The sequence below is a fragment of the Hyphomicrobium sp. genome, from assembly GCF_051860585.1.
Lineage (GTDB): Bacteria > Pseudomonadota > Alphaproteobacteria > Rhizobiales > Hyphomicrobiaceae > Hyphomicrobium_C.
This window is the reverse complement of the sequence record NZ_JBHYDS010000005.1, coordinates 1-23376: the sequence shown is the minus strand read 5'-3', so window position 1 is coordinate 23376 and position 23376 is coordinate 1. Positions and strand designations below refer to the sequence as shown.

The following is a 23376-nucleotide window of genomic DNA, read 5'->3' as shown; positions in this document are numbered from 1 at the left end:
TGACGTATCACGTCGTCGAAATGTTGCGCTGCGTCATTGCAGTTTTGCGTCTCCGCGACGGTCGATGTGCCTGACAATGTTGTGAAGTGGCGCGGGACAAATGCCTCTTTGCCGCCTCATGCGCGAACTATTAATTGGGCCACGGGGAGCACTGGACTTCAAGTCGAGGAGCTACGACCGAGCCGAAAATGATCGGCCAACACAGGACGAGGGAACCGGGCGAAACGTGGAGAGTTGTCGCCCGGCAACTGAGAAAATGAAGCGCAAGGAGTGCTCGCCTCATGGAAAACTCAGCCGCTCTTAGCAATAGGACATCGACTGCAGCTTACCTCTCACTGAGAGAGCATGCGATCAAAGCGTCAGACATCCCGGCCTACATTCGCTTTCCCTGGACGGAAGAACTTGAGCGCCGCCGCAGAGCGGTTGCACGCTGGAGAGGCAACGATACCGGCCTCAAGGAAGCGATGACGAGGGAGTAGCATTCGCCGTCAACGGCGAACGCTCCGATCCATCCTCAACCCATGACCCAGAAGCCCAATTAATAACCCAGAAGCTTGACCGCAGCCGGCTCAATGATGGCTGTGGTCGTGGCCGCTTTCATTCCCGCCCCCGCTCGATGCACCGAGTGCGCGGACCGGTAGCGCGACCGTCGTGACCGCGCCGCTCTTGAAGGTCAGCGTGACGGGCAGCGTGCCGCCTTCGACGAGACGCTCCTTGAGCCCCAGAAACATCAGGTGCATGCCGGCGGGCTTCAGCTCGACGGTGCCGCCGGCCGGGATCTCGAGCCCGTCGGCGAGGTGGCGCATGCGCATGACGCCATCGTCCGTCATGGTCATGTCGTGGATTTCGGCGCGTTCGGCTGCGGGTGTCGAAACCGATAGCAGCGTGTCGGCGCTGGCGCCCGTATTGCGAAGCGTGAGGTAGCCGGCGGCGACCTTGGCTCCTTCGGCGGTCGCGCGCGTCCAGGCCCCTTCGATCGCGAGCGCGCCCGCCCCCGCCTGTCCTGCGCCCTCCGCGGCGGCTCCCTTGGCCGCCTTGGCGTCGCCATGCTGGTGCTTGCTGTGATCGTGCTCCTCGGCTTCAGGCGCATCGCCGCCGGCGATTTTGAGCACGGCAGCGGGCGCAGCGAGAGCGTGCGGATCGACGCCCTTGTCCGGAATGTCGACCCAGCGGAGTTCGCCCTTGTCACAGACCTGCACGACTTTGAAATAGAGTGCGTCGGCTTCGAGTTCCTTGGCGACATAACCGGACGCAATGAACTCGTCATAATAATCGTCCGGCAGCGAGCCGCCTGACCATTCGATCTGCGTCACGCCCTCCTTGAGCGGGCCGTGGTAATAGCCGTACGAGCGCGCATAGTCACCGCGTTGCGTTTTGATCGTCCAGCCGGCTTTCGGCATCGGCTTCACGCCGATGAAGCCCTCGGGGATCTCGACGCGCACGGTATGCGTCGCGCTGCCCTCGCATCCGTGCGGCACCTTGATCACGGCCTTGTAGGATTTGCCGCGCTCGGTTTCCGGTCGTTCGAGCGAGACGTGCGCTTGGGCATGCGGCGATGCCACGATCGCGAGGAGCGCGGCGGAAAGCACGGCTGACGGAAGTTTACGTTGGATGATCATGATGCAGGCCTTTGGCTCAATGCTGATGATGCGGAACGGGCGCAGGATGGTGTGACGGCGCGTCCCCTGTGACGGTTCCCTCGAACAGCGAAAACTTTGCGCGCCGCTCGGCAGGCTCGAGCGCCTCGGCAGTCGCGAGAGCGTTGGCCATGCGGTCGGCGTCCGCATGCGGAACGCCCGCTTCCGCAAGCCAGCCGGCAGACCTTAGCGGATCTCCGCTGCAAAGCGCGACGGTCCAGATGCCGCCGTTCCGGCGAAGAAGCGCGCGCCCGCCGCGGTCGCCCTGCGTCCAACTCGCCACGGCATGATCGCCGGAGACGACCACCGGGCGCGTCTCGACCTTGCTCCCAGGCTTGTCCCAGGTGCTGCCGATCACCTCTCGGATCGACGCGGCGTCATCGTGCGCAAGCGCGGGCGACGGGAAGGGGATGGCGCCGCTCAGCGCCATCCCCGCACACGCAAGCAGCGCCGCTGAGATGCGGGAGGATCCAGAGCGTTGCGAGCGCATGGATCTCACCACTTCACCTGCACGCCGCCGTAAATGGCGCGTCCCGTACCGGGCTCGAACAAGGTCGAGTTCGGGTTCGCGCGGTCGATGATGCTGGCGCTGGCGATGTAGGCTTCGTCCGACAAGTTCCGGCCCTCGATATAAGCGGATATTGGGCCACCGTTGTCGAAGCCGATCTTGGCGCCCCACAGCGCATAGGCAGCCGTCTCGAGTGTGTTGGCGCTGTCGACATAGTAGGCATCGGGCACCCATTCGACATTCGGCCCGAAGTAGACGCCGCTCGGATGCTTGTAGAGCAACTCGGCCCTCAGGAAATGACGCGGCGCACCCGGAAGCTCGTTGTTGCCGAACGTCGCGTCGTTGTCGAAGTAGAAGTCGTTGAGCGTGTAAGCGGTGTTGAGCCACAGCTTGTCCGGCGTCGGGCCATCCGCGAAGATCGATTGCAGCACGGCGACGCCGAAGCCGATCTCCAGTCCCTGATGAACCGTCTTGTCGGCGTTCGACACGTTGCAGTTGCCGAACGCGCTATAGAAGCACATCAGCTCGTTGTCGATCTCGGCGCGATAGGCCGCCAGATCCCAGGTGAAGTTCGGCCGCGCGCCGCGCGTGCCGATCTCATAGGTCGTGGCGCGTTGGGCTCTGATGTCGGTGAACGGGATCGTCGGCAGCATGAGGAATGGCGGCCCCGATACGCTTTCGCCGTAGCTCGGCACCTCCGCGCTGCGCGACACGTTGGCGAAGACCTGCCAGGCCCGATCAACATCCCAGACGATGCCCGCTTTCGGGCTCCATAGGTTGAACTCGGTCTCGCCGCTGACGGCGCCAAACGCGGCGTCGCGTTCGCGCGTGGCATGCAGGAACTGGACGCCGCCGACGAGCGCCACGTCGGGCAGCACGTAGAAATGGTTTTCCAGGTAGGCGCTGATATTGCCGGACTTGTCATCCGCATCGACGGTGGGATCGCCCTTCTCTCCGCCAACGTTCTTATACTGCTTCACGTCGGTCGTCCCGTAATGCAGGTTGACGCCCGCGATGACGCGGTTCGCGAAGCCTCCGATGCGGCTCTCGTCGGTGATGCGCGCGAAGCCGCCGTAGTCGTCGTAGCGGTAGTCGAGCCATTCGAAGATGGGATGGTCGAGCTGCCGGTCGACGTTGAACGCGCCAAGCTCGAGCGTCGTCCCAGGCATCAGCCGCACCGTCGTCTTGTTCGCAATTCGAACGGTGTCGATATTGCGCTGCCAGTCATTCAGCACATTGATTGGCGCCGCCGCCTTCGGATCGTTTAGCGCGGCATCGCGCGTCACGCTTCCAGGAATGCGTTGATCGACGTTGTTGGCGTTGAGGTAGAAGCGGGTCTCGACGTTCTCCGTCAGCCGGTAGCCGACGTTCATGACGCCGCGCACGCTTTCCCCGTCACTGTGGTCGCGGAAGCCGTCCTGCTCAAGCCATGTGCCGGCGATGAAGTAATCCGCCGCACCGGACACGCCGCCGGAACTGACCGAGAGCTTGTGGAAGCCGAAGCTGCCCACGTCCACGCGCGCGCCGAACAGATGGGAATCGTAACCCGTCGGCATCACGAAATTGATGGCGCCGCCGAGCGAGTTCGCGCCGAAGCGTAGAGCGTTGCCGCCCTTGTAGACCTCGATGTAGCGATAGACGCTGGGATCGATCTCCTGGAAGTCGCCGTAGCCATCGGCCGTGTTGATCGGGATGCCGTCCATGTAGAGCTGCAGCCCGCGCAAATGGAAATTGCGCGACAGGCCGGAGCCTCGGATCGAGACGCGAGAATCCTCACCCCACTTCGGCTGAACGAACACACCCGGCACATAGTCGAGCGCATCTTTGATCGTGGTCGCTGGGGTCGACTTTGCATACTCCTCAGCGGGCACGAGATCGACGCCGCCGGGTGCGAGTTGGATATCCGCTTTCGCCTCCGCGGCCGTCGGCACGGTGAGACTGCCGGCGCGCGTCCCCGGCGCGGGCAGTTTGCCTGAAGCGTTCGCCTCTGCCGCTTCGCTGGTCGGCGGGGGAACGACCGCAGGCGATGAAGTCGGTGCGGCCGTCTTCTTCGCAGCAGTCTTGGCCTTGGGTGTCGTCGTGGTGACATTCACAGGAGGCAGTTCCGTCGCCACCGGCTTCTGCTGGGCGGAGACGGGGGCTGAGACGACCGTGCACAGGCTTGTGAGCGAGGCGGCAGTGAGAATTTGAATGCGTTTGCTGAAAGCTAAAGCCCGAACGGGGCCAGGCGCGATAGGATCGAAGCACATGCTGAAATATCCGAATTGCAACTGATTATCGAGCTGCCGACACTTCGCCGGTTTTGGCGAAGTGCAGGCACGGACGACGCGTTACGAAACGCGTAACTCAGATAAGCTGCAGTGGAGGACCCCGGGCAGATGTGCTCCCGGGCTTCGGAGTTTCGTCGAACAGCGCGACGGCGAGCGTGTACGTCGCGGCCGCATAAACGGCGGTGTCGACGAGTGCTTGCGGGGCGTCCGTCACGAGCGCAGCGGCGCCGGCAGCGGCAAACGCGCAAAGACCATGGTCGTTATGATGCGGCTTGGCCGGGAGCGGGGCTCCGTCAGCGTCCACCGTCAGCATCTTCTGTCCGGCGCTCGTGCAGATGACGATTTCGAACGATCCGTCGCCCGCGTGCGCCGCCTGCAGCATGAATCCGGTCGGCAGCAGCGCGCGCATCGTAAGCACGAGCAGCAGAACGACGTTGATGTGCTTGCGCGTGAACACGGGGTGCTCTGGGTCCTTCGAGACCTTGGCTAAGAAATATGCCGCCGGTAGGGGCGAGCCGCACGGTACTGGCCGCCATGCCCGTTGGCAAGCTCGCGGCGGCGCTGCTGCCCGCCGCGCGTGCCTCTGACGCAACACCGCAGGACCAGCGCTCCGCCGTGGCAGCGAGCCGAAGCCCTAGCAACCACCCCACCGGCAAGGCTATGATCGCGCCGAGATGATCATCACGAAAGAGCAATAACAATGAAGTTTCGGGCTTGGGGCGCTGCGTGCGTTTTCGCGGCATGGGCGGTTGTTGCATCCGTGGGCGTCTCCGAAGCGCAGGCGCCGGACATGCCGGCCGAGGTCGACACCGCACTCATCGTCTCTGTGGACGTGTCCAATTCCGTCGACGAGCATCGTTACCGGCTTCAGATGGAGGGAATCGCCAAGGCCCTCGAAGACCCGGAAGTGCTGAAGGCGATCCTGAGCGGCCCCCAGGGCGGCATCCTGATCGCCATGGTCACCTGGGCGGACAAACCGCGCCTGTCGCTGCCCTGGCAGCGCATCGCCAACGCGGCCGACGCCGCCGCCGTCGCGGCCAAGGTGAGGGCGCTGCCGCAACAGACCGGCGAGTTTACGTGCGTCTCGGGAATGCTGCGATCGATCTCGGATAAGGTCGTGCCGCAGATCCCGGCCAAGGCGCTCCGTATCATCGTCGACGTCTCCGGCGACGGGCGCGAGAATTGCAATCCTGAACAGCAGCCGGCCGCCGTGCGCGACGAACTGGCCGCGTCCGGCGTGACCGTCAACGGCCTTCCCATCCTCGAAGGAGACGAAGGCCCCGCTCTCGAGCAGTGGTATCGCGAGAACGTCATGGGCGGCCCGGGCTCATTCATTCTGCCCGCCGACGGCTTCGGCGATTTCGGCCGCGCGATCCGTCAGAAATTCATGATCGAGATCAGCGGCGGATTTCCGCCCCGTAAGGAAGCGCGCGCCAACCGCTGACGAGCAAACCTGCTACATCCGGAACTTCGCCAACCCTCCCGGCGTTTCAACGAAAACGTTGGAGGACCGACATGGAAGAGGAGATCGAAATCAGGAAAGTCCCGGTCCAGACGCGAACGTCGATTCCAGCCATCGCCGTGACCGCAATCGCGATGATCGTAGCGCTCGGTGCAATCATCGCGATCCAGAAATACGCCAACGCTCCCCATCCGGCGCCGCAACCTGTCGAGCAGACGCAGCCGCACTGAACCGGCAAAAATCAGATGTCGTTGAGCGCGGTCGGCTGGCACTTCCAGCGCCGGATCCGCCACTGCGGATGCTCCTCAGCCCACTGGGCGAAATAAGGCGGAGCGGCCATCGTGCACTGCTGCGCATCCATGTCGACGTCGAGCGGGATCGCGAAATCCCGGCACTGGCCAGGATCGGTCACCAGGCACGCTGAAAGTATGATGCTGAGCATGCGGCGGTCTCTCCCTGTCCCCGATCGGCTGGTCCGGCCGCCGTTCCAAGCGGAATGACGCCTCCGGGTTATGTCACCCTACAGGAAGAGATACGCACGGACACGCCATCCGGTTTTGCCGGGGAGGCGGGAGATCGCGCAACGGGGCCCGAAGCCCCGAAATGAAGCCCCGCGGCAAAGGCCGGCCCCGAAGCGGCCGGATCAGCCCGTGAGGAGGATTTCGCCTTTGCCGATCGTGGCTTGGTCGCCGGCGAACTTCTGCACGAGCGCAGGCAGCGCCTTTGGCGCCAGCGCACCCAGCGTCTGCGCGACCGAGCGCGAAAGGATCCGCAGGATGACCGGGTCGATGCGTCCGCAGTCCGCAAACGTCGGCAGCATGTCGTCGACCTTGGGGCCGATCAGCGTGCCGCGTCGCAGGAGCGGGCCGGGACGCGGGCCGAAACCGGTCTCGGTCCACAGCGTGCCGCCCACCATGCGCGAGCCCGCCGCCGCGCCAAACTTGCCGCGCGCGATAATCATGCCGCGCCGCATGCGCTCGCCTGCGCGCTCGCCGATATCGCCCTCGACCAGCACGGTGCCGCCGAGCATGCCGAACTTGTCGCCGGGACGCGCCCCGCCGGCAAAGCTGCCGGCCGATCCCGTGACGTGGACGATGCCGCCGCGCGCATTCGAGGCGAGATAGGCCCCCGCGTCACCGCGGATCTCGAGCCGTCCGCTCCGCATGCCGCGCCCGGCATAGGCCCCGACCGGCCCTTCGACCGTGATCGATCCGCCGTCGAGGCCCGCGCCCACGTAGTCGAGGAGCGGCGATCCGCCGGAGATGACGACGGCGTCGCTGAGCGTGCCCGAAACCGAGAAGAGATCGCCGACCTTGAGCGCGCCGAGCGGCAGTCCCTCGATGTCGCCCGTCGAAAGCCCCGCCAGCTTGCTGGGAATGAGCGCCGAAAGATCGACGGCGGTTGCAGGCGCTTGCCGCAGCTTGAAATTGAGCGTGCTCATGATGGCAGCAGATCCTTCAGATGATAGTGGTGCTGGCCGAGCTTGCCGCCGTAGTTGCCGGCGGAAACGCGCGTCACGCCTTTGGCGGCGCCGACGTCGATCAGCACTTTGAGACCGACGCGCATGGCCTCGCCCACCGACTTGGACGTCAGTCCGTCGATGACGATTTCGAGCACGGCGATCGTGTCGGGGCTGCATTCCGTTGTTACCGCGCCCTTGAGCGTGGGGCAGAACGCTTCGTTGGTGGAGGCCACCGCGCCCTTATACTTCGATCCCACTTTGGAGCCGGAGCGCACGATGCCGCCGGGGAACGGCGTGATCACGTCGTCGAGTTTGTTGATCGCCTCGACGGCCGCTTCGGTCGCTTCGAGCAGGCCCGCGCGGTCGCGCCCGAGGATCAAGAGGTTGCCGCCGCCGACGGCGTCCGTCGTCAGCCCGCACTTGTCTTCGATGACGAACTCGCCGTCCATCGTCGGAACGCGCCAGAAGCGGCGGTCGCCGAGCTTCTTGGCCGTCTGCCAGCCATCGCCGAAGAAACGCGGACCGGCCGCGAGGCCGAGCGTGGTCTCGCTCTCGAGGCCGTTGTAGCAAGCCGAGCCTGGGCTGGTGAGCACGCACTGGCCGACGCGGTTGCGCAGCTGCGGCACGAGCGAATCCGGCGAGAAGCCGAACATCAGCACGCGCACGCCGGGCCGTCCGTCGGGCGTCTCGTCGGGCGAAAGCACACGGTCGATGCCGCATTCCGCGCCGCAGCCGATGACGGAGGTGCCGAAGCCCGTCATGACCTGGGCCGAGATCATCGCCCACTTCAAACTGTCGGCCGTGATCACGAGGCCGAGCGCGCTCATGCCGAACGCCTCGGCGAAGGTGTCGTCGATCGCGACGCCGTTGATGGTCTTGCCGCTCATAGTTAGATCCTTGGTCCGCACGGCTGCACGATGACGCAACCGCATTCCCCACCGGTATGGCCGCAATTGCTTTCGACGATCTCCTGATCGGAGAGTCGGAAGTTATCGAGCTTCACGGTGTGATAGCGATCGAAGTACTCACGCAGCGGCTTCTCGATCGCACGGTCGTATTCGGGGCGCGCGACGTGGGTCGCACCCGCGACGACTTTGACGACGCGGCCGTTCTTGACGATCAGTTCGCCGCCCTTGAACACGAACAGCGGCGTCTTGAACATCGCCTCGCGGTCGGTGTCGTCCGCGTAGACGGTGATGTCGGCGATCGCGCCGGCGCCGAGGTGGCCGCGGTCACGCAGCCCGAGGCTCTTGGCCGGGCCGGCGCGCGTCATGATCGCGATCTCGTAGAGCGTATATTCGCGGTCGAGCGACTTCAGGATCGTCGCCGCCTGCGCGCCCGGGTGCAGTTTCTCCAGCATTTCGTTGCGGAACGTGCGGTCCATCAACAGCCGGATGAGATGCGGATAGTAGTAGAACGGCGCGCCGTTCGGATGGTCGGTCGTCAGGAAGACGCGCCACGGATCGTTGACGAGCAGGAACAGCTCGAGGCCGATCGCCCACTGCAGCGCGTTGACGTAGCTCTTGTCGCGATACTTCATCGGCACGACACCGCAGCCGTTGTCGCATTCGATGTCCATCACCACCCACTTCTTCGGGTTGGCGGACTTCGTATTGCCGTACTGGCGCATGCTGTCGCCCGACGCCGTGCACGTCTGGCCGAACATGATCTGGCCGATGTCGATCGACACGTTCTTGTATTGGTTGATCAGCTCCGCGATCTGCGGCGCGCCGGACGAGAACTTCATGTCGCCTTCGGTGCCGTAGCTGTGGAACTGGATGTGCGTCAGATGGATCGGCAGGCCTTCCGAGCCTCGGATGGTCGCCAGCGTCGAATGCATGCTGCCCGGCGTGCCGAGATTGCAGCCGTGGATGTGGATCGGATGCGGAACGCCGAGTTCCTTGAGGCCACGCGCCAGCGTCAGGATGATATCGCGCGGGCTCATCCCGTAGTGGACATGCTTCTCATCGAGGTTCATCTGGCGCTGGTTGAACTTGAAGGCGCTGATGCCGCCCGGGTTCACGATCTTGACCGCGAGCGCCTGCGAGGCATGCATCGTCCAGGCGATGTAGTCCTTGATGAACGAGAAATCCTTCTTCTCCGCCATCGAGCGCAGGAAGAAATCGTCGTTGCCGAGCATCACGAACGCGCCCTTGTCGATCATGGGCGTGTCGCCCATCTCGAGGTGCGCCTGGCGCGCGTTGGCCGGCAGCATCGCGGGCTCGAACGCGGCCGTGTAGCCCATTTCCGCGTACCGGTAGCCGGTTGTCATCGTCGACGGCACGGCATGCCCGCAGCCCGAGCGCGTGAGGTCGGTGCGTTCGACCTCGTGGCCCATGTGGTCTTCCGGCAGCAGCATGCGCCCGATGGTGACCTTGCCGCCGCCGATGTGGCTGTGCGGATCGATGGCGCCCGCCATCACGACCCGTCCGGCCATCGAATACTCGGCGTCGATCTTCGTGCCGGGTTGCGGCGTAGCGACGATGCGGCCGTCCTTGGCGTAGATGTCCCGGACTTCGCCGTTCACGCCGTTCATGGGGTCGTAGACGGTTCCGCCGGTGAACTTGATCAGCATGTCTTTAGGTCCTTAAGGCGGGCTTGGTGCTTCGAAAGGAAGTGAAGCGACTGACGAAGATGAAGCACCATGTGACTAGAGGGCCGAACTTAGAGAGCAAGTTCGATGGCGCCGAGAAGATTGGCCACACTGGGAAGGGTCGAGCGTCCCAGGTTGCGCAACGGCAGGCTGACGACGTTGTCGACGCGAATGATGCGGCCCGCGTGATCCGCGCCGGGCGTGCCGATCGGGATATAGACGGACGGTGTTTGCGCCAGCTTGAGCCCCGGCGTGCCGAACACGACGGACGGGATCTTCGTTGCGGGCGGGCCCAGATCCGGACTGAACGAGGCGATCCAGACCAGCAGATCCCCTTGCCCCGACGCCAGCATGTTCGGAATGGAGTAGCGCAGGGCATCGTAGTCCGGCTTGCCGCTGGCGAAGCTCATGCGGAGCGGGTATCCGCTCTGCCACGACGACACGGCGCCGGCCGAGATCGCCCCTTCGTTGCCGCCGAGTGCGAGGCCGGCGGCCCGGCCCTTGACGTTGAGATCTTTAACGAGATCCGAGACCAGGCTGACGACGAGGTCGGCATTGTCGAATGCGAGGCTCGGCGGCGCCCAGACGAAAACAGGGTAGGCGGACTTCTGGCACAGCTCGGCGAGCGCGCGCACATCCGCGAGCGGAACGCCCGCCACGCTATCGCCGTGGAGCGGCGCGCCGCGCACCTCGGCCGCAAGCGCGCCGATGACCTCGCCCACACGGTTGAGTTCGCATGGCAGCGTGATGATGTTGCCGATGCGCGGCCCCTTGACCGCCGATTGATCGATCCCCTTGCCGATGAACACGACCGTGCGCTTGGCCGGCTGTTCGGTGAGCAGCGAGGCCTCCACGTTGACGATGCGCTCAAAGAAGCGCGGATGAAGTTTGTGGATGTCACTGCCGACGACGATGATGACGTCGGCGCGGTTGCGGGTCTCGGTGAGCGTCGTCATCACCCAGCCGCGCGTTTGGAGCACGCGGAAGTTCCGGTACTGTCCTTCTGACAGCGCGTGATCGACGACGCCGCCGGTCTTGTCGGCGAGCGCCATCACGGCGCGAATGCCGTCCACGTCGGTGCCGAGGCCGCCGAACAGCGGCAGCTTCGAAGCGCCGATGAGGTCGGTCGCGGCGCGCATCGCCGTCTCGAGATCCACATCGCGGCCATCGATCTGGGGCTTGGCGCCGTTCACGTTGCGCTCGAAGCCTGCGATGGCCTTTTCGCACCCGTTCTTCGTGACCTTGAGCCCGCTCTCGTCACGGGCCAGTTCAAGGTCGTCGCAGACGAGACCGCAGAAAGGGCAGGCGACATCAGTTATCGCGTTGGACTTCGGGCTGTCGCCCGGGCCCTTGGCTTGGGTCCAATTCGTCATTTTGATCGGGTCTCGTGATTTGATTTGGCGGCGAACAAAAGCATGGACTTACCACTAAAACAACACCGTTAAATGTTGCGCTGCGGATTATGCCGGCGCGGACAGATTGCGCGCGCCCTTCGCGCCCATTATTGTCCGGCGCCGGCTAGAGATAGCGGCCAAAGACGAAATCCCTCGGAGGAATACGAATGGTTAGATTGTTTGCTTCTTTGCTGGCGCTGGTCTGCGTTTGGCCGCTGGCCGCATCGGCGCACGGGCCGAGCCGGCAGAAGGTTGTCGAGACGGTTGAGATCAATGCGCCGGCGGACAAAGTCTGGGAAGTCGTCGGAAATTTCCAGGACATGAGCTGGCATCCCGCCTTCATCAAGACCGAAGGCAAAGGCGGCAACGAGGTCGGCGCGACCCGCACGCTCACGCTTGAGGGCGGCGGGCAGATCTTCGAAAAGCTGACCAAGTACAACGCCGAAACCAAGGTGGTCAGCTACGAGATCACCGAGGTCGACGTCAAGGTCGTGCCGGTCACCAACTATGCCGCCAGCATCACGGTGACACCGGCGGGCGACAAGTCGACCGTCGAATGGAAATCGGCGTTCTACCGCGGCTACGTGAACAACGACCCGCCGCCGGAGCTGTCGGATGAAGCCGCCGTCAAAGCCATCACCGGCGTCTTTCAGACGGGTCTCGCCGCCCTGAAGAAGAAGCTGGAAGGCGGTTGATGACGGGCGCCAGCCGAACGACGGCGGTGGTTGAGCGAAGCGCTAAACGCGCGCCCCTCACGGTCGCTGTGCTGGTTTCGGCATTGTCCTTCGCAAGTCCCGCGTCGCTGGCGGATCAGCCGAAAGCGGCGCGGGAAGCGTTCGTCACCAATCAGACCGGCGATTCCCTGTCGGTTGTCGATCTCGCGTCTGGGGCTGCCGTGGCCGAGATCAAGATCGGCGGCAAGCCGGCCGGCGTCGCGCTCTCTCCCGATGGCCGCATGGCCTACCTGACATCTCCCGAGAGCAAGGAACTGGTCGTCGTCGACGCCGAGGCGCGCAAGATCGCGGCCCGCCTGTCCGTAGGGCAGGGCCCGCTTGGCGTAGCCGTCAACCCTGTGAGCGGCCTCGTCTACGTGGCGGACTGGTACGAGCACAAACTCTACGTGGTCGACGCGGCAGCCGGAAAAATCGCTGGAACCGTCGAGGTCGGACAGTCGCCGTCCGGCATCGCTGTCACGGCCGACGGCAAAACCCTCCTGACCGCGGACCGGGACAGCAACGCGGTGTCCGTGATCGACGCGGGCTCATTGCAGCGCACGGCCGTCGTGACGGTCGGCGAGCGTCCGTTCGGCGTCACGGTCGATGCCGCGGGCCAGCGCGCCTACACGGCCAATGTCGGCAGCGACGATGTCAGCGTCATCGATCTCGCCGCGGGCAAGGTTATCGGCACGGTCAAAGTCGGCCACCGGCCCTATGCCGTAGCCCTCGCGGGCGGCCGTGCCTTCGTGACCGACCAGCATTCGGCCAGCGTCACGGTGTTCGACCAAGCGACACTGGCGGTCGTGAAGACCATCGACGTGGGCGACTATCCCGAGGGGATCGAGGCCGACCCGACCGGGGCGGCGATCTACGTGGCCTGCTGGGACGCGGACCGCCTGGAGCGGATTGATGCGGCAACCCTGGCGGTCACGGCCCGCATCCCGGTCGGCCAGGGTCCACGGGCGTTTGGCCGGTTTTTGAGGCCCTAGCCCCCGCCGTGCGGCGGCCGCGCGCGCCTGGGCTGTTACCTGTCTTGCCGAGATTTCATGTTCGGGTGATTGCCCCGGCACGGCCGCTGGCGTTAGAAGTCTTCCCAAGAGGCAGCCGGAACAGGCGCACTCCAGGAGGAAATAGTTCACATGACGATCTCGATACGTGCGTGGGCCCTGATCTGTTTGGCCCTATTGCCTGGTGCAGCCCCCGGTGCGGCCCAGGCGTCCGAGGAAAAGTCCGCCGTCCCGATCCTGTTCGAATCCCGCCAGCTCGATCTCATCGATAAGGGCAAGGAAGTCACCTATCGTTTCGAAAAGACCGGCTCCGACGAGCGCTTGGTTGGCAAGAACTTCGCCGACGATCTCCGCCTTGGCGTTGCCGACGTGGACGCCAAGGGCGCCCGCATGGTTGTCTTCAAGGTGTTCACCGGCGACAACGCCCGCGATCCGCAGAACTGGCCGGACCTGACGATCAACCCGCTCTTCATCTGGTATCTCGATCGCGCCGTGGGGACGTTCAATTCACTCGCGGGCGGCAGCCAGATGTACCTCAAGCACAAGATGCGCGAGGCGCTGGGCGCCGCCAAGGCCGAGGAGATCAAGGTCGACTACGACGGCAAGCAGGTCGATGCGCTCAAGCTGCACATCACGCCCTTCGCCGAAGATCCGAGCTCGCAGAAAATGCAGGGCTTTCACAAAAGCGCATTCACGATCATTGTGAGCAACCAGGTGCCCGGCTACTTCGTTGACTTGCAATCGGAGTTCGTGAGCACGCAGGCGGCTGGCCCCGAGCTTCGCGAACATGTGAAGCTCGTTGGCATGGGAGATGCGAAATGATGACAGGACGTTTTCCGGCAGTTCTGCTGGCGGCAGGCGCCGTGCTGGTCGCGCTCGGCGCGGCCGCTGTCGGCGAAGAATGCGCAACCAAGACCACGACCGCCATCCCGGCTGTGGTCAACGACTATCCGACCAACGTTCGCGGCGACTACATCTACGGCTGTATGCTGGTGAACGGTCAATCGCGCGATGTGCTCGACAAGTGCGCGTGCTCGATTGACGTGATTGCCTCGGCGCTTCCGTACAAGGAATATGAAGAGGCCGAGACCGTCATGGCCGTTCGCCAGCGCGGCGGCGAGAGCGTGGCCTACATGTATGCGCCTGCCTACCGCGCCAAGGTCGAAAACCTGAAGCGTGCCCAGGTCGAAGGCGAAATTAGCTGCTTCTGATCGCGACAGCGGCCAAGTGAGCGCCGATGCGCGAACAAACTCGGCGAGTGAACAAACTAAAAGGGCGCCCGATGCGGCGCCCTTTTTTCTTGTTCGATCCGATGATGCAGGGAGATCACGAGCCCTTGGGCGTCGCGCTGCCTGTGAACGTGCGCCCGTCGGTGTCTTCTGCGACGACTTTCAGTGTCTCGTCGCCACCGCCGGCGTAAGTGAAACGGATGTTCGGATTTTCCGACAGCGAGATGCCGCCCTCCATCCGGAAGACCCGGTCGCCGCCGCGCTGCACGTCGATGACGCGCAGGAACTTCGCGGGGATGTAGTAACCGGTCGCCTGGTTGAGCTGGAGCCCGGAATATTGCGGATGGCGGATCCTGAGCTGCGCCTCGCGCTGTCCGCCGCCGTCCGCCAGAAGCTTGATCTGCATCTTGCCGGCGTCGGCCAATGCCGCGTCCGTGTCCTTGAGCGCGGGGGCCGAGCAGCCACCGGCCGCCTTCACGAACTTTGTCGCCATGTGCAGCTTGCCGTCCGCCGTTTCGACGATCGCGCGGACGTTTGAATACATGTCGACGCGCACGCGCGTCTCGAGCGTGCGTTCGCCCTTGCCCGCCGCCGGACCGAACGTGAAGTCGGCAACGAGTGGGGCCGGGTTCTTGTCGATGACGAGCGACAGCTTCGTCACCGAGGCCGCAGCGCTGGCTGGAATGCGCACGAGAAGCGGCACGAGCGCCGCATCTTCCGCGCGATAGGGCGCTTCGAGCACCACCGTCGAAGGATCTTCCACGACCGTGCGATCTCCGAACAGGTCCTTCTGCAGCGCCGGCCAGATGTCCTCGTCCGCGTCGGCGGCATTGGCGCTGAACCAGCCGCCGGCAGCGATCGCGAAGGCCATCGCCAACGCTGCCACAACTTTCACGCCCGTGCGGTCAACGTGGATCATCTCGTCCTCCAGTTCGGCGCTAGCTCGCGCCTCGCAACGTCGAAGTGCGTCATGCCCGGCCGATTGCGAGCAAGCGGATATCATTCCCACTCGAGTTCCGCAAAGGCGGCCGAAACATTCCGCGCATGATAGTCGTCGAACAGCTGCCACGCATCCTTTTCCGAGCGGCCGACGGTGGCGACGGCGTCGGACAGCGTGCGATCGTCCTTCAGCAGCACGCGGATCTCGTCGGTTATGACCTGAATATAGTGCTGGATCGGCTTGGCTGCATCGGGCCACGCCATCGACGGCGGCCCATGGCCCGGCACGACGCGCTGGGCAGGCGTTGCGGAGAGCGCGTTGAGCACCGCCGTCCATCCGACGATCGATCCGTCGAGCGTGGGAATGTGCTCCGAGAACAGGAGATCGCCGAGAAATGCGGTGCCGGTGCGGCTGTCGCGCACGATCAAGTCGTTATCGGTATGCGCCGTCTTTTGCGGCTCCAGAACGATCTCGCGGTCGCCGAGATCGAGCTTTGTCGTCTCCGTAATCGGCATCGTCGGCAACACGATTTTTGTGCCGGCAAATGCCTCTTCGCCGATCGCCTCCTTGTTGATGGCGATGTAACGCTCGGTGCGCGCCGAGAGGCCGCGCGCCATCTTGTGATGCGCCACAAACGCGGGTTGATCGGCCTCGAATGCGGCGTTCCCGAACACATGGTCCGGATGCATGTGGGTGTTGATCACGTAGCGGATCGGCAGTTGCGTCACGGACCGGATCGCTTGGTGCAAGTTCGCGCCGACTCGCGCGCTGCCGCCGGTGTCGACCACAGCGACGGAATCACGCCCGACGATGAAGCCCGCGTTCGAGATGTCACCCCCGTTGGCGGGGCCGTACAGCGCCACATGGCCTTTGTGAGCATAAACGCCCGGCGCGATCTCGGAGACGAACGGCGCGTCTCCCGGCGGCTTCTCAGCCCAAGCCGGACCAATTTTGAGGACGGCGGCGGCGAGTGCGGCCGAGGCGGAGAGCCTTAACGCCGCCCTGCGATCGAGCGACCGATCGTCATGTCCGCGCATCTGCCGATCCTTCCTGAGCAAAAGCATAGCCTTCCCAGAGATGTAGGGATCGAAAGGGAATTCGGCAAAGCGGAAAGTGCCGGACGCCGGTCTCAAGAGGGGTTCAAAAGCGGCTCCGAGGGAACAACCCTTAGGCACAAAATTCACGAGAGGGGCAAACATAATGCATATCGGAAAATGAAAATCAATGGGACCACGCGTCAGCTTGCCAAGCGAAAATCTAGGCGTGCGCCGCAGCAAATTTCGCTGCAACGCAAAAAAGCCCAATGAAATGGGCGTTTTTTTGGGTCAGAATGCTTGTCCTAAAGGTGTTGCAAGAAAAAACGTCTCACGGATTGTCTTGCGGACCTCACGAGAAAGTGTCTAAAAGGGTCGCACGGTAGCGATGGCTTCCGAAGGCGCTTCAGTGCAGCGCTTTCATCTCGTAAGCCAGCGGAATAACAAGGGAAAAATCCCAACTAAAACCGTGAACTGGGCTGTGACACGCTGTCGTTCGCTGCCGCTTGCAAGCGTGGCAAGAACTTTAAGGAGGAAGCGCGATGCGCAGAAGTGCACTCGCATGCGGGTTGCTCGCAACTGTCGCTCTGACTTCGCCCACCTGGGCGAACGATGACGTCAAGAAGGCGACGTCTGACCCGAATAACTGGGCAATGCAGCAGGGCCAGTATGCCGGCTGGCGTTACTCGGAACTTGATCAAGTCAACACGTCGAACGTCAAGGACCTCAAGGTTGCTTGGCAGTTCTCGACCGGCGTTCTTCGTGGTCACGAAGGCTCGCCGATCGTGATCGGCGACCGGATGTATCTCAACTCCGCGTTCCCGAACAACGTGTTCGCTCTGGACATCTCGGACCCGTCGGGCCCGAAGATCCTCTGGAAGTACTCGCCGAAGCAGGATCCGTCGGTCATCCCCGTAATGTGCTGCGACACGGTTAACCGTGGCGTGCAGATCGCTGGCGACACCCTGGTTCTCGGTCAGGCTGACACCACTCTCGTAGCCCTCGACGCAAAGACGGGCAAAGAGAAGTGGAAGGCCGTGAACGGCGATCCCAAGAAGGGCGAGACCCACACGGGCTTCGTCATCATCATCAACGACAAGGTCCTCATGGGTACCTCGGGCGCCGAGTTCGGCGTTCGCTGCCACGTGACGGCTTACAACCTGGCCGACGGCAAGCGTGCATGGCGCGCTTACTCGATGGGCCCGGACGCTGACATCCTGGTCGATCCTGAGAAGACCCTGTCGCTCGGCAAGCCCGTCGGCAAGGACTCCTCGCTGAAGACCTGGACCGGCGACCAGTGGAAGATTGGTGGCGGTTCGACTTGGGGCTATGCCTCTTACGATCCGGAAGCCAACCTCGTTTATTACGGCACGGGCAACCCGTCGACCTGGAACCCGGCACAGCGCGCTGGACCTGACGGCAAGCAGATCGACCAGAAGTGGTCGATGACCCTGTTCGCTCGTAACCCTGACACCGGCGTGGCCGCCTGGGCATACCAGATGACCCCGTTCGATGAGTGGGACTACGACGGCGTCAACGAGTCGATCCTCACCACCCAGAACATCGGTGGCAAGGAACGCAAGGTTCTGACGCACTTCGACCGTAACGGTTTCGGCTACACGCTCGATCGCCTCAACGGCGAGCTGCTTGTCGCTCAGCCCTACGACGAAGACCTGAACTGGTCGACCGGCGTGGAAATGGACAAGTCGAAGCCCAACTACGGTCGTCCGACCGTCGTCGCTTCGAAGTCGACCTTCCTCAACGGTGCTGACGTTAACTCCAAGAACGTCTGCCCTGCCGCTCTCGGCTTCAAGGATCAGCAGCCGGCTGCCTACTCGCCGCTGACGAACCTCTTCTACATCCCGGTCAACAACGTCTGCATGGACTACGAGCCCTTCAAGGTTTCGTATACGCCTGGCCAGCCGTATGTTGGTGCTACGCTTTCGATGTTCCCGCCTGAGGGTAAGACGAACACCGGTCACTTCACGATTTGGGATGGCGCTGCTGGCAAGATCGTTCACCAGCACGACGAGCCCTTCTCTGTGTGGTCGGGCATTCTTACCACGGCTGGCGGTCTCGCCTGCCATGGCACCCTCGAAGGCTGGTTCAAGTGCCGCGATCAGAAGGACGGCGCTGAGCTCTTCAAGCATCGTCTGCCTTCGGGCTCGATCGGCAACGTCATGACCTACGCGCAGGGCGGCAAGCAGTACATCGGCCTCTTCTCGGGCGTCGGTGGCTGGGCTGGCATCGGCCTCGCAGCTGGTCTCGACAAGCCGACGGACGGTCTGGGCGCAGTCGGCAACTATGCCGGTCTGAAGTCCTACACCGATCTCGGTGGCACGTTCACGGTCTACACGCTGCCCTAATGGGTATCGGTTAGAAAGACAGGCCGGCGCGGGGAAACCCGCGCCGGTTTGTTGCATGAATGTAATCTTCAAATGGGCTTGTGCGCTGAGGCTGCGTCACCAAGTTTTGAAGACAGGGCAGGAATTTTTGACCATATCGTGAGATCCAAATTCCCGGTTTAGGAGTTGTCTCCTGACAGACGGGAAGATATGGCAATGAGGTTCAAGAAGAAGGGCGAGCGCGTGAAAAGGTTTGGATTTGGTTTTGTCGTTGCTGCGGGCTTGAGCCTCGCGACTCTTTCAGTTGGTTCGGCTATCGCGGCGGACGATGGAAAATCGCCCGTTCCGGATCCGGCTTTCGAAAAACAGTACCAGGAAGGCAAGAAGTTGGAGGAAGGCAAGTGGGTGCTCCCCAACGGTTCGCCGACCTATGACGTCAAGCGCAATCCCGAGAACACCGACCAGGTCGTCAAGGTAGACTGGTACACATATTCTGGTTGGCGCCGGTATCACGCCGAGTGCCACGTTTGCCATGGCCCGAACGCAGAAGGCTCGTCCTTCGCGCCGGCCTTGAAAGATTCCCTCAAGACCATGACATACGAGAAGTTCCTTCAGGTCGTGTCCAGCGGTCAGGAGCGTGACGTCGCTGGTACGAAGTACATCATGCCGGCTCTCGGCGATAACCCGAACGTCATGTGCTACGTCGACGACCTTTACGTTTATCTGCGTGCTCGCTCGACCGATGCCCTTCAGGGCGGTCGTCTGAGCGCAGATCAGCGCGCCGAGAAGCCGAAGGAAGCTCAGGAATACGAAAAGAGCTGCACGGGCGGCTGATAAGACCCGGCAGTTCGGCGCTGCCTCTTCAAACGGAGAGAAACAACAAAATGAAAATGCGCGCCGCACTGGCAGTTATGATCGGTAGCCTCTCTGTCGCCTCTGGCGGCGCCGAGGCCGCTGAAGGCCATCTTGCAGACGCGGTGAACCGGAATGTTCTCCGCGTCTGCGCCACCCCCGCCAACCTCCCTTACTCGGATGAGAAGGGCGAGGGTTTTGAGAACAAGATCGCGCAGCTCGTCGCCGAGCAACTGAAGCGCAAGGGCGTTGAAAACACATGGTTCCCGCAGGGGACCGGCTTCGTCCGCAAGACGCTTTCGGAAAAGCGGTGCGACCTCATCATGGGCACCGTGCAAGCCGATGAGTTCACGCTCAACACCAATCCCTATTACCGCACGACCTACGCGCTCGTGACGAAGCCCGGATCGGGCCTCGAGGGCGTGACGTCCATCATGGATCCGAAGCTCAAGGGCAAGAAGGTCGGCATTCAGGCTGGCGCGCCCGCGGCGGACTATGTCGCCAAGGCCGGGTTGATGGCCGACGCCAAATCCTATCTGTTCATCGTCGACACCCGCTACCAGAACCCCATGCAAGACATGGTCAACGACGTACGCTCCGGTGAGATCGACGTCGGCATCCTCTGGGGCCCGCATGCCGGCTGGTACGCATCGCACGGCGAAGGCGAGAAGCTCAGCGTCCAGCCGACGCTGGAAGAAAAATTGCCCGGCCTGCCCCGCCTCGAATATCGCATCACCATGGGCGTGCGCGCCAATGAGACGGCTTGGAAGCACGAGATCAACGACGTGATCACGAAGCGCCAGGGCGACATCGACAAGATCCTCTTGGACTACGGCGTGCCGATTATCGATGAGGACAACAAGCTCATCACCGAGCCGCGCATGACCAAGGGCACGAACTGACAGGACTGGGCCACCCGAGGCCATCGCCTCGCGGTGCCCAGCATTCCTCCCAAAGGCTCCTTCCAGCACAGGGACGAACATGGTGCGCAAGAGCGCGCTCGGCGGCGCGGTTGTGTGGCGCTTGGCGCGATGCGGACTGCTGGCCGGAGCGGCCCTGTCTCTTGTCCTTGCCGGTACGCCCGCGCAGGCGGCCGAGGGCGAAGTCCCTGAACCCGACGGCTACCGGACCGACGGCTACCGCACACCCGTCCCCAAGACGCTGAAAGGCGCGCGGGTCATCGGCGCGGATGAAGCCGAGGCGCTTCTCAAGGCGGGCGAGGCGGTTTTCATCGACGTCTTTCCGCGCGCCCCCAAGCCGCCGAACCTCCCTGCAGGCACGGTCTGGCGCGATCCGACGCACATGACGATGGACGGCGCACACTGGATGCCGAACGTCGGATACGGCGTGCTATCGCCCGAGTTCGAAAGCTATTTCCGGACGAGGCTCGCGCAGCTCACGAACAACGACACGGCCAAGCCGGTGGTCTTTTTCTGCCTCAAGGACTGCTGGATGTCCTGGAACGCAGGCAAACGCGCCCTCGAGTGGGGCTACAGCCGCGTGATCTGGTTTTCGGAAGGCACCGATGCCTGGCAACAGGCCGGCTTCGACCTCGTCAAGGCAACGCCTGTCCCATAGGGCACAGCGACCCTAAGCGGCGTCCCCTCACACGGCGTCCCACCAGCCAGTTGAGCGCGATGAGCGAGGCCAGCGGCCTCGATGCCCATCGCTTCGCAACTCAGCGGCAGGCCTCGCTAGCTTTTCATATTGGCGCGGATGGCGTGGCTGAACGCGTAGAGCCGTTCCTCGATCAGCACCGGCAGCTCGCATGCGAGCGGCATGGATGACTGGCGCTCCTGAAAGATCCGCTGCGCCCAATTGAACTTCTCGCGCGCGGCGGCAAGCTCGGGCGTATCGTCGATAATGCCGGGCGGCTGTTTGCTTTCCAAAGCGCCGATGTCGGTGCTCTGGCGTTCAAGCTCGCGGGCACGCTCTTTCTGCGACTTCTGATATTTCATGATGCCGGTCATGACGACCCGGCGCTGGCCCGCGATCTTGTCGAAAAGGCCCGCGAACAGGAGCGTGAGCTTTTCGTCCCGCTTGTCCTCCGGCTGCGCTTCGGCGAACGCCTTGATCGCGGCTTCACCGTCGGCGACGGGCACGCGGCGGCTCGACAGCACTTCGATCAGGTCCGAAACGTCTTTCTCGCGGAACCAGCCCTTGATGTTTTCGATTGGCGGGCCGTCCCAGATCTGCCCCACCGAGATGCTCTCGATCTTGCCCTGAACGCACGGCCATTCCGCTTTCATGTCGATCGGCGGCGGTGCGGCTTCCTTCGCGCCTTCGATCTGGGTCTCTCCACCGGCGCGGGCGGCCGTGGCAAGCGCACCCGTTAACATCGCTCCTGCCCCGAGCATCAGTAGGTTGGCAAACAGCGGCATACGATAGCGTCGAGCGGTGCTGGTCATGTTTTTAATCTCGCGTTGGTCCAGGTCGCTGAAGATGTCGTGTCAGCCCGCGCCGCCGGGTCCGCCACGTCGGGCGATGAGCCCCTTGGAGGGGTTATAGGCATAGATGGCCGCTCCAAGGAAGAACACCGTATAACCGATGCAAACGTACAAATTGGTAAGGTCGAGAGAGCCGTCTTCGAGCCGCGGCCCGATCTGTCCGTAAAGAGCGAAGCGGATCAGCTCGACGGCATAGGTAAACGGATTGAGACGGCAGATCTCGAATAGCAGCGGGCTGCTCTCCCGAATGCGCCACAGCGGATAGAGCGCGGACGACGCGAAGAACATCGGGAAGATCACGAAATTCATGACGCCCGCGAAGTTCTCGAGCTGCTTGATGACGGACGACAGGAAGAGCGAGATCGAGCCGAGCATCAGACCTGCGAGCAGCAGGGCTGGAAATACGGTGATGTAGTTCATAGAGGGCGCAGCGAGATTCCAATAGAAAATCGCCCCGACAAGAATCGCGATCTCCAGAACCGTTCCACCCCACAAAATACGGGACATGAACGCGTCGGAGAATTTGCCCGTAACCGAGTTAAGGATGTGGAGAGCGACGAGCAGCGCGGGCACCAGCAGCAGCAAGAGCTGCCCGGAGATCGTGATCCCCTCGGCAGAGCCGTTTGAGGAGAGCGCGTAAGGGATCGTGTAGGTCGGGATATCGGCTTCCCAGAAATAGAAGATGGCCAGGAATACGTACGCCTGGATCGCCGCCACGGCGACGCCGCCCGCTAGTTTCGACAACAGCAGGAAGGAGCGCGGGAACGGGCTGACGAGCAGCGTGCGCATGGCGCCGGTCTCGCGATCGTAGACCATCGAGAGGGACGACTGCATGGCGTTGAACAGCAGGATCATGCCGACCAGGCCCGGCACCACGTAGACTTCGTAGAGAACGTAGGTCTCGTAGGGGGGAATGATCGAGACGCCGAGCACCTGCCGGAAGCCGGCGGCGAAAATGAAGAGCCACACCAGCGGCCGCACCAGCGCCGAAAAAAAGCGCTCGCGCTGATGCAGGAAGCGCAGCACCTCGCGCCAGACGATGCCGCGGAAACAGTTGAAATAGGCGATCGGCCCGAGCCGGCGTGTCGTATCCGCCGCTTCGATGGCCGAGCCCTGGCGGATGATGTCCACGTTCATGCAGCCTCCGCGGTCGCAGGCGTGCCCGTCAGGAGGCGGAACGCATCAGCGGGCGACGCAGCACCCGTGCTGGCGAGGAATTCAGGCAGGCGGCCGGAAAAAAGAACCTTCCCCTTGTGCAGCAGCACGATGAGGTCGGAGGGTTGAATCTCGTCGATCAGATGCGTGGCCCATAACACGCCGAGTCCCTGGCGTGCGACCAGGCCGCGAACGATCGAGATCACGCTTTCACGCGAACCGATATCGAGACCCACCGTCGGTTCGTCGAGCAGCAGGCACCCCGGACGCTGCATCAGCGATCGCGCGATTTCCACGCGTCGGCTCTGGCCGCCGGAGAGGTTGC

At 63.2% G+C, this 23376-nt stretch carries 24 protein-coding genes; 10 read left to right on the top strand and 14 right to left on the bottom strand.

All coding sequences use genetic code 11. The features are described from left to right. Positions 1–569 precede the first annotated feature (569 nt). The 4 genes from ACTIFK_RS09295 to ACTIFK_RS09280 all read right to left on the bottom strand — a co-directional run bounded on the left by ACTIFK_RS09295 (position 570) and on the right by ACTIFK_RS09280 (position 4872). Entirely contained in the window at positions 570–1619 is a 1050-nt protein-coding gene (locus ACTIFK_RS09295) for a DUF1775 domain-containing protein (protein WP_439542790.1), read from the bottom strand. A 16-nt stretch (positions 1620–1635) separates the two neighbouring features. Beyond that, entirely contained in the window at positions 1636–2127 is a 492-nt protein-coding gene (locus ACTIFK_RS09290; protein WP_439542789.1) for a copper uptake system-associated protein, read from the bottom strand. A gap of 5 nt (positions 2128–2132) precedes the next feature. Then, positions 2133–4394, bottom strand: coding sequence for a TonB-dependent receptor family protein (locus ACTIFK_RS09285; protein ID WP_439542788.1), 2262 nt, complete (start codon positions 4392–4394; stop codon positions 2133–2135). A 97-nt stretch (positions 4395–4491) separates the two neighbouring features. Then, positions 4492–4872, bottom strand: a complete 381-nt coding sequence (locus ACTIFK_RS09280; RefSeq protein WP_439542787.1) for a DUF2946 family protein — start codon at positions 4870–4872, stop codon at positions 4492–4494. A 243-nt stretch (positions 4873–5115) separates the two neighbouring features. Between ACTIFK_RS09280 and ACTIFK_RS09275 the strand changes: the two genes are divergently transcribed. Both ACTIFK_RS09275 and ACTIFK_RS09270 read left to right on the top strand, forming a co-directional pair. Continuing rightward, positions 5116–5859, top strand: coding sequence for a DUF1194 domain-containing protein (locus tag ACTIFK_RS09275; protein WP_439542786.1), 744 nt, complete (start codon positions 5116–5118; stop codon positions 5857–5859). Positions 5860–5930: 71 nt separating this feature from the next. Continuing rightward, a complete protein-coding gene (locus tag ACTIFK_RS09270) occupies positions 5931–6107 on the top strand; it encodes a hypothetical protein (RefSeq protein ID WP_439542785.1) in 177 nt (58 codons plus the stop codon). Positions 6108–6118: 11 nt separating this feature from the next. Here the strand turns inward: ACTIFK_RS09270 and ACTIFK_RS09265 are convergent, their stop codons facing one another. The 5 genes from ACTIFK_RS09265 to ACTIFK_RS09245 form a co-directional block, all read right to left on the bottom strand. Further along, positions 6119–6319 carry a hypothetical protein gene (locus ACTIFK_RS09265; RefSeq protein ID WP_439542784.1) on the bottom strand — a complete coding sequence of 67 codons (201 nt, stop codon included), beginning with the start codon at positions 6317–6319 and terminating at the stop codon, positions 6119–6121. 201 nt (positions 6320–6520) lie between these two features. After that, positions 6521–7318 (bottom strand): formylmethanofuran dehydrogenase subunit C, encoded by a 798-nt coding sequence (locus ACTIFK_RS09260; RefSeq protein WP_439542783.1) that lies wholly within the window; start codon positions 7316–7318, stop codon positions 6521–6523. Then, positions 7315–8226 carry a formylmethanofuran--tetrahydromethanopterin N-formyltransferase gene (fhcD, locus tag ACTIFK_RS09255; RefSeq protein WP_439542782.1) on the bottom strand — a complete coding sequence of 304 codons (912 nt, stop codon included), beginning with the start codon at positions 8224–8226 and terminating at the stop codon, positions 7315–7317. Before fhcD ends, ACTIFK_RS09260 begins: the two co-directional genes overlap by 4 nt. A gap of 2 nt (positions 8227–8228) precedes the next feature. Beyond that, positions 8229–9914: a formylmethanofuran dehydrogenase subunit A gene (locus ACTIFK_RS09250; RefSeq protein ID WP_439542781.1), complete on the bottom strand. Its 1686-nt coding sequence runs from the start codon at positions 9912–9914 to the stop codon at positions 8229–8231. Between the two features lie 89 nt (positions 9915–10003). Beyond that, positions 10004–11305 (bottom strand): formylmethanofuran dehydrogenase, encoded by a 1302-nt coding sequence (locus tag ACTIFK_RS09245; RefSeq protein WP_439542780.1) that lies wholly within the window; start codon positions 11303–11305, stop codon positions 10004–10006. A gap of 188 nt (positions 11306–11493) precedes the next feature. Here ACTIFK_RS09245 and ACTIFK_RS09240 point away from each other — a divergent pair, with 188 nt between their 5' ends. From ACTIFK_RS09240 to ACTIFK_RS09225, 4 genes are all read left to right on the top strand, one after another. Then, a complete protein-coding gene (locus ACTIFK_RS09240) occupies positions 11494–12021 on the top strand; it encodes an SRPBCC family protein (protein ID WP_439542779.1) in 528 nt (175 codons plus the stop codon). Then, on the top strand, positions 12021–13031 hold the full coding sequence (locus tag ACTIFK_RS09235) for an SMP-30/gluconolactonase/LRE family protein (RefSeq protein ID WP_439542778.1): 1011 nt from the start codon (positions 12021–12023) through the stop codon (positions 13029–13031). Before ACTIFK_RS09240 ends, ACTIFK_RS09235 begins: the two co-directional genes overlap by 1 nt. A 150-nt stretch (positions 13032–13181) precedes the next feature. After that, positions 13182–13871: a hypothetical protein gene (locus ACTIFK_RS09230; RefSeq protein ID WP_439542777.1), complete on the top strand. Its 690-nt coding sequence runs from the start codon at positions 13182–13184 to the stop codon at positions 13869–13871. Further along, a complete protein-coding gene (locus tag ACTIFK_RS09225) occupies positions 13871–14260 on the top strand; it encodes a hypothetical protein (protein ID WP_439543071.1) in 390 nt (129 codons plus the stop codon). The genes ACTIFK_RS09230 and ACTIFK_RS09225 overlap by 1 nt, the downstream gene beginning before the upstream one ends. A 115-nt stretch (positions 14261–14375) precedes the next feature. Here the strand turns inward: ACTIFK_RS09225 and ACTIFK_RS09220 are convergent, their stop codons facing one another. Together ACTIFK_RS09220 and ACTIFK_RS09215 are read right to left on the bottom strand one after the other, a co-directional pair. Then, complete coding sequence (locus tag ACTIFK_RS09220; RefSeq protein ID WP_439542776.1) at positions 14376–15197, bottom strand: quinoprotein dehydrogenase-associated SoxYZ-like carrier; 822 nt, start codon at positions 15195–15197, stop codon at positions 14376–14378. An 80-nt stretch (positions 15198–15277) separates the two neighbouring features. Beyond that, complete coding sequence (locus ACTIFK_RS09215) at positions 15278–16255, bottom strand: quinoprotein relay system zinc metallohydrolase 2 (RefSeq protein WP_439542775.1); 978 nt, start codon at positions 16253–16255, stop codon at positions 15278–15280. A gap of 539 nt (positions 16256–16794) precedes the next feature. On the opposite strand from ACTIFK_RS09215, the gene ACTIFK_RS09210 reads away from it, so the two are divergent. From ACTIFK_RS09210 to ACTIFK_RS09195, 4 genes are all read left to right on the top strand, one after another. Next, on the top strand, positions 16795–18618 hold the full coding sequence (locus ACTIFK_RS09210) for a PQQ-dependent dehydrogenase, methanol/ethanol family (RefSeq protein WP_439542774.1): 1824 nt from the start codon (positions 16795–16797) through the stop codon (positions 18616–18618). Positions 18619–18813: 195 nt separating this feature from the next. After that, positions 18814–19431: a c-type cytochrome, methanol metabolism-related gene (locus tag ACTIFK_RS09205; protein WP_439542773.1), complete on the top strand. Its 618-nt coding sequence runs from the start codon at positions 18814–18816 to the stop codon at positions 19429–19431. 50 nt (positions 19432–19481) lie between these two features. Next, complete coding sequence (locus tag ACTIFK_RS09200; protein ID WP_439542772.1) at positions 19482–20351, top strand: quinoprotein dehydrogenase-associated putative ABC transporter substrate-binding protein; 870 nt, start codon at positions 19482–19484, stop codon at positions 20349–20351. Between the two features lie 79 nt (positions 20352–20430). After that, positions 20431–21027: a PQQ-dependent catabolism-associated CXXCW motif protein gene (locus ACTIFK_RS09195; protein ID WP_439542771.1), complete on the top strand. Its 597-nt coding sequence runs from the start codon at positions 20431–20433 to the stop codon at positions 21025–21027. Positions 21028–21143: 116 nt separating this feature from the next. Here ACTIFK_RS09195 and ACTIFK_RS09190 read toward each other — a convergent pair whose 3' ends face one another. The 3 genes from ACTIFK_RS09190 to ACTIFK_RS09180 form a co-directional block, all read right to left on the bottom strand. Beyond that, positions 21144–21857, bottom strand: a complete 714-nt coding sequence (locus ACTIFK_RS09190; RefSeq protein ID WP_439542770.1) for a hypothetical protein — start codon at positions 21855–21857, stop codon at positions 21144–21146. A gap of 42 nt (positions 21858–21899) precedes the next feature. Further along, complete coding sequence (locus tag ACTIFK_RS09185; RefSeq protein WP_439542769.1) at positions 21900–23033, bottom strand: ABC transporter permease; 1134 nt, start codon at positions 23031–23033, stop codon at positions 21900–21902. Continuing rightward, positions 23030–23376, bottom strand: a 347-nt coding sequence (locus tag ACTIFK_RS09180) for an ATP-binding cassette domain-containing protein (RefSeq protein ID WP_439542768.1), incomplete at its 5' end; no start/stop codon positions are given. The genes ACTIFK_RS09180 and ACTIFK_RS09185, both read right to left, overlap by 4 nt.

Coding starts and splice junctions, on each gene's coding strand:
- ACTIFK_RS09295 (WP_439542790.1), bottom strand. CDS start 1,619: ATGATCATCCAACGTAAACTTCCGTCAGCCGTGCTTTCCGCCGCGCTC.
- ACTIFK_RS09290 (WP_439542789.1), bottom strand. CDS start 2,127: ATGCGCTCGCAACGCTCTGGATCCTCCCGCATCTCAGCGGCGCTGCTT.
- ACTIFK_RS09285 (WP_439542788.1), bottom strand. CDS start 4,394: ATGTGCTTCGATCCTATCGCGCCTGGCCCCGTTCGGGCTTTAGCTTTC.
- ACTIFK_RS09275 (WP_439542786.1), top strand. CDS start 5,116: ATGAAGTTTCGGGCTTGGGGCGCTGCGTGCGTTTTCGCGGCATGGGCG.
- ACTIFK_RS09270 (WP_439542785.1), top strand. CDS start 5,931: ATGGAAGAGGAGATCGAAATCAGGAAAGTCCCGGTCCAGACGCGAACG.
- ACTIFK_RS09265 (WP_439542784.1), bottom strand. CDS start 6,319: ATGCTCAGCATCATACTTTCAGCGTGCCTGGTGACCGATCCTGGCCAG.
- ACTIFK_RS09260 (WP_439542783.1), bottom strand. CDS start 7,318: ATGAGCACGCTCAATTTCAAGCTGCGGCAAGCGCCTGCAACCGCCGTC.
- fhcD (WP_439542782.1), bottom strand. CDS start 8,226: ATGAGCGGCAAGACCATCAACGGCGTCGCGATCGACGACACCTTCGCC.
- ACTIFK_RS09250 (WP_439542781.1), bottom strand. CDS start 9,914: ATGCTGATCAAGTTCACCGGCGGAACCGTCTACGACCCCATGAACGGC.
- ACTIFK_RS09245 (WP_439542780.1), bottom strand. CDS start 11,305: ATGACGAATTGGACCCAAGCCAAGGGCCCGGGCGACAGCCCGAAGTCC.
- ACTIFK_RS09240 (WP_439542779.1), top strand. CDS start 11,494: ATGGTTAGATTGTTTGCTTCTTTGCTGGCGCTGGTCTGCGTTTGGCCG.
- ACTIFK_RS09235 (WP_439542778.1), top strand. CDS start 12,021: ATGACGGGCGCCAGCCGAACGACGGCGGTGGTTGAGCGAAGCGCTAAA.
- ACTIFK_RS09230 (WP_439542777.1), top strand. CDS start 13,182: ATGACGATCTCGATACGTGCGTGGGCCCTGATCTGTTTGGCCCTATTG.
- ACTIFK_RS09225 (WP_439543071.1), top strand. CDS start 13,871: ATGACAGGACGTTTTCCGGCAGTTCTGCTGGCGGCAGGCGCCGTGCTG.
- ACTIFK_RS09220 (WP_439542776.1), bottom strand. CDS start 15,197: ATGATCCACGTTGACCGCACGGGCGTGAAAGTTGTGGCAGCGTTGGCG.
- ACTIFK_RS09215 (WP_439542775.1), bottom strand. CDS start 16,255: ATGCGCGGACATGACGATCGGTCGCTCGATCGCAGGGCGGCGTTAAGG.
- ACTIFK_RS09210 (WP_439542774.1), top strand. CDS start 16,795: ATGCGCAGAAGTGCACTCGCATGCGGGTTGCTCGCAACTGTCGCTCTG.
- ACTIFK_RS09205 (WP_439542773.1), top strand. CDS start 18,814: ATGAGGTTCAAGAAGAAGGGCGAGCGCGTGAAAAGGTTTGGATTTGGT.
- ACTIFK_RS09200 (WP_439542772.1), top strand. CDS start 19,482: ATGAAAATGCGCGCCGCACTGGCAGTTATGATCGGTAGCCTCTCTGTC.
- ACTIFK_RS09195 (WP_439542771.1), top strand. CDS start 20,431: ATGGTGCGCAAGAGCGCGCTCGGCGGCGCGGTTGTGTGGCGCTTGGCG.
- ACTIFK_RS09190 (WP_439542770.1), bottom strand. CDS start 21,857: ATGACCAGCACCGCTCGACGCTATCGTATGCCGCTGTTTGCCAACCTA.
- ACTIFK_RS09185 (WP_439542769.1), bottom strand. CDS start 23,033: ATGAACGTGGACATCATCCGCCAGGGCTCGGCCATCGAAGCGGCGGAT.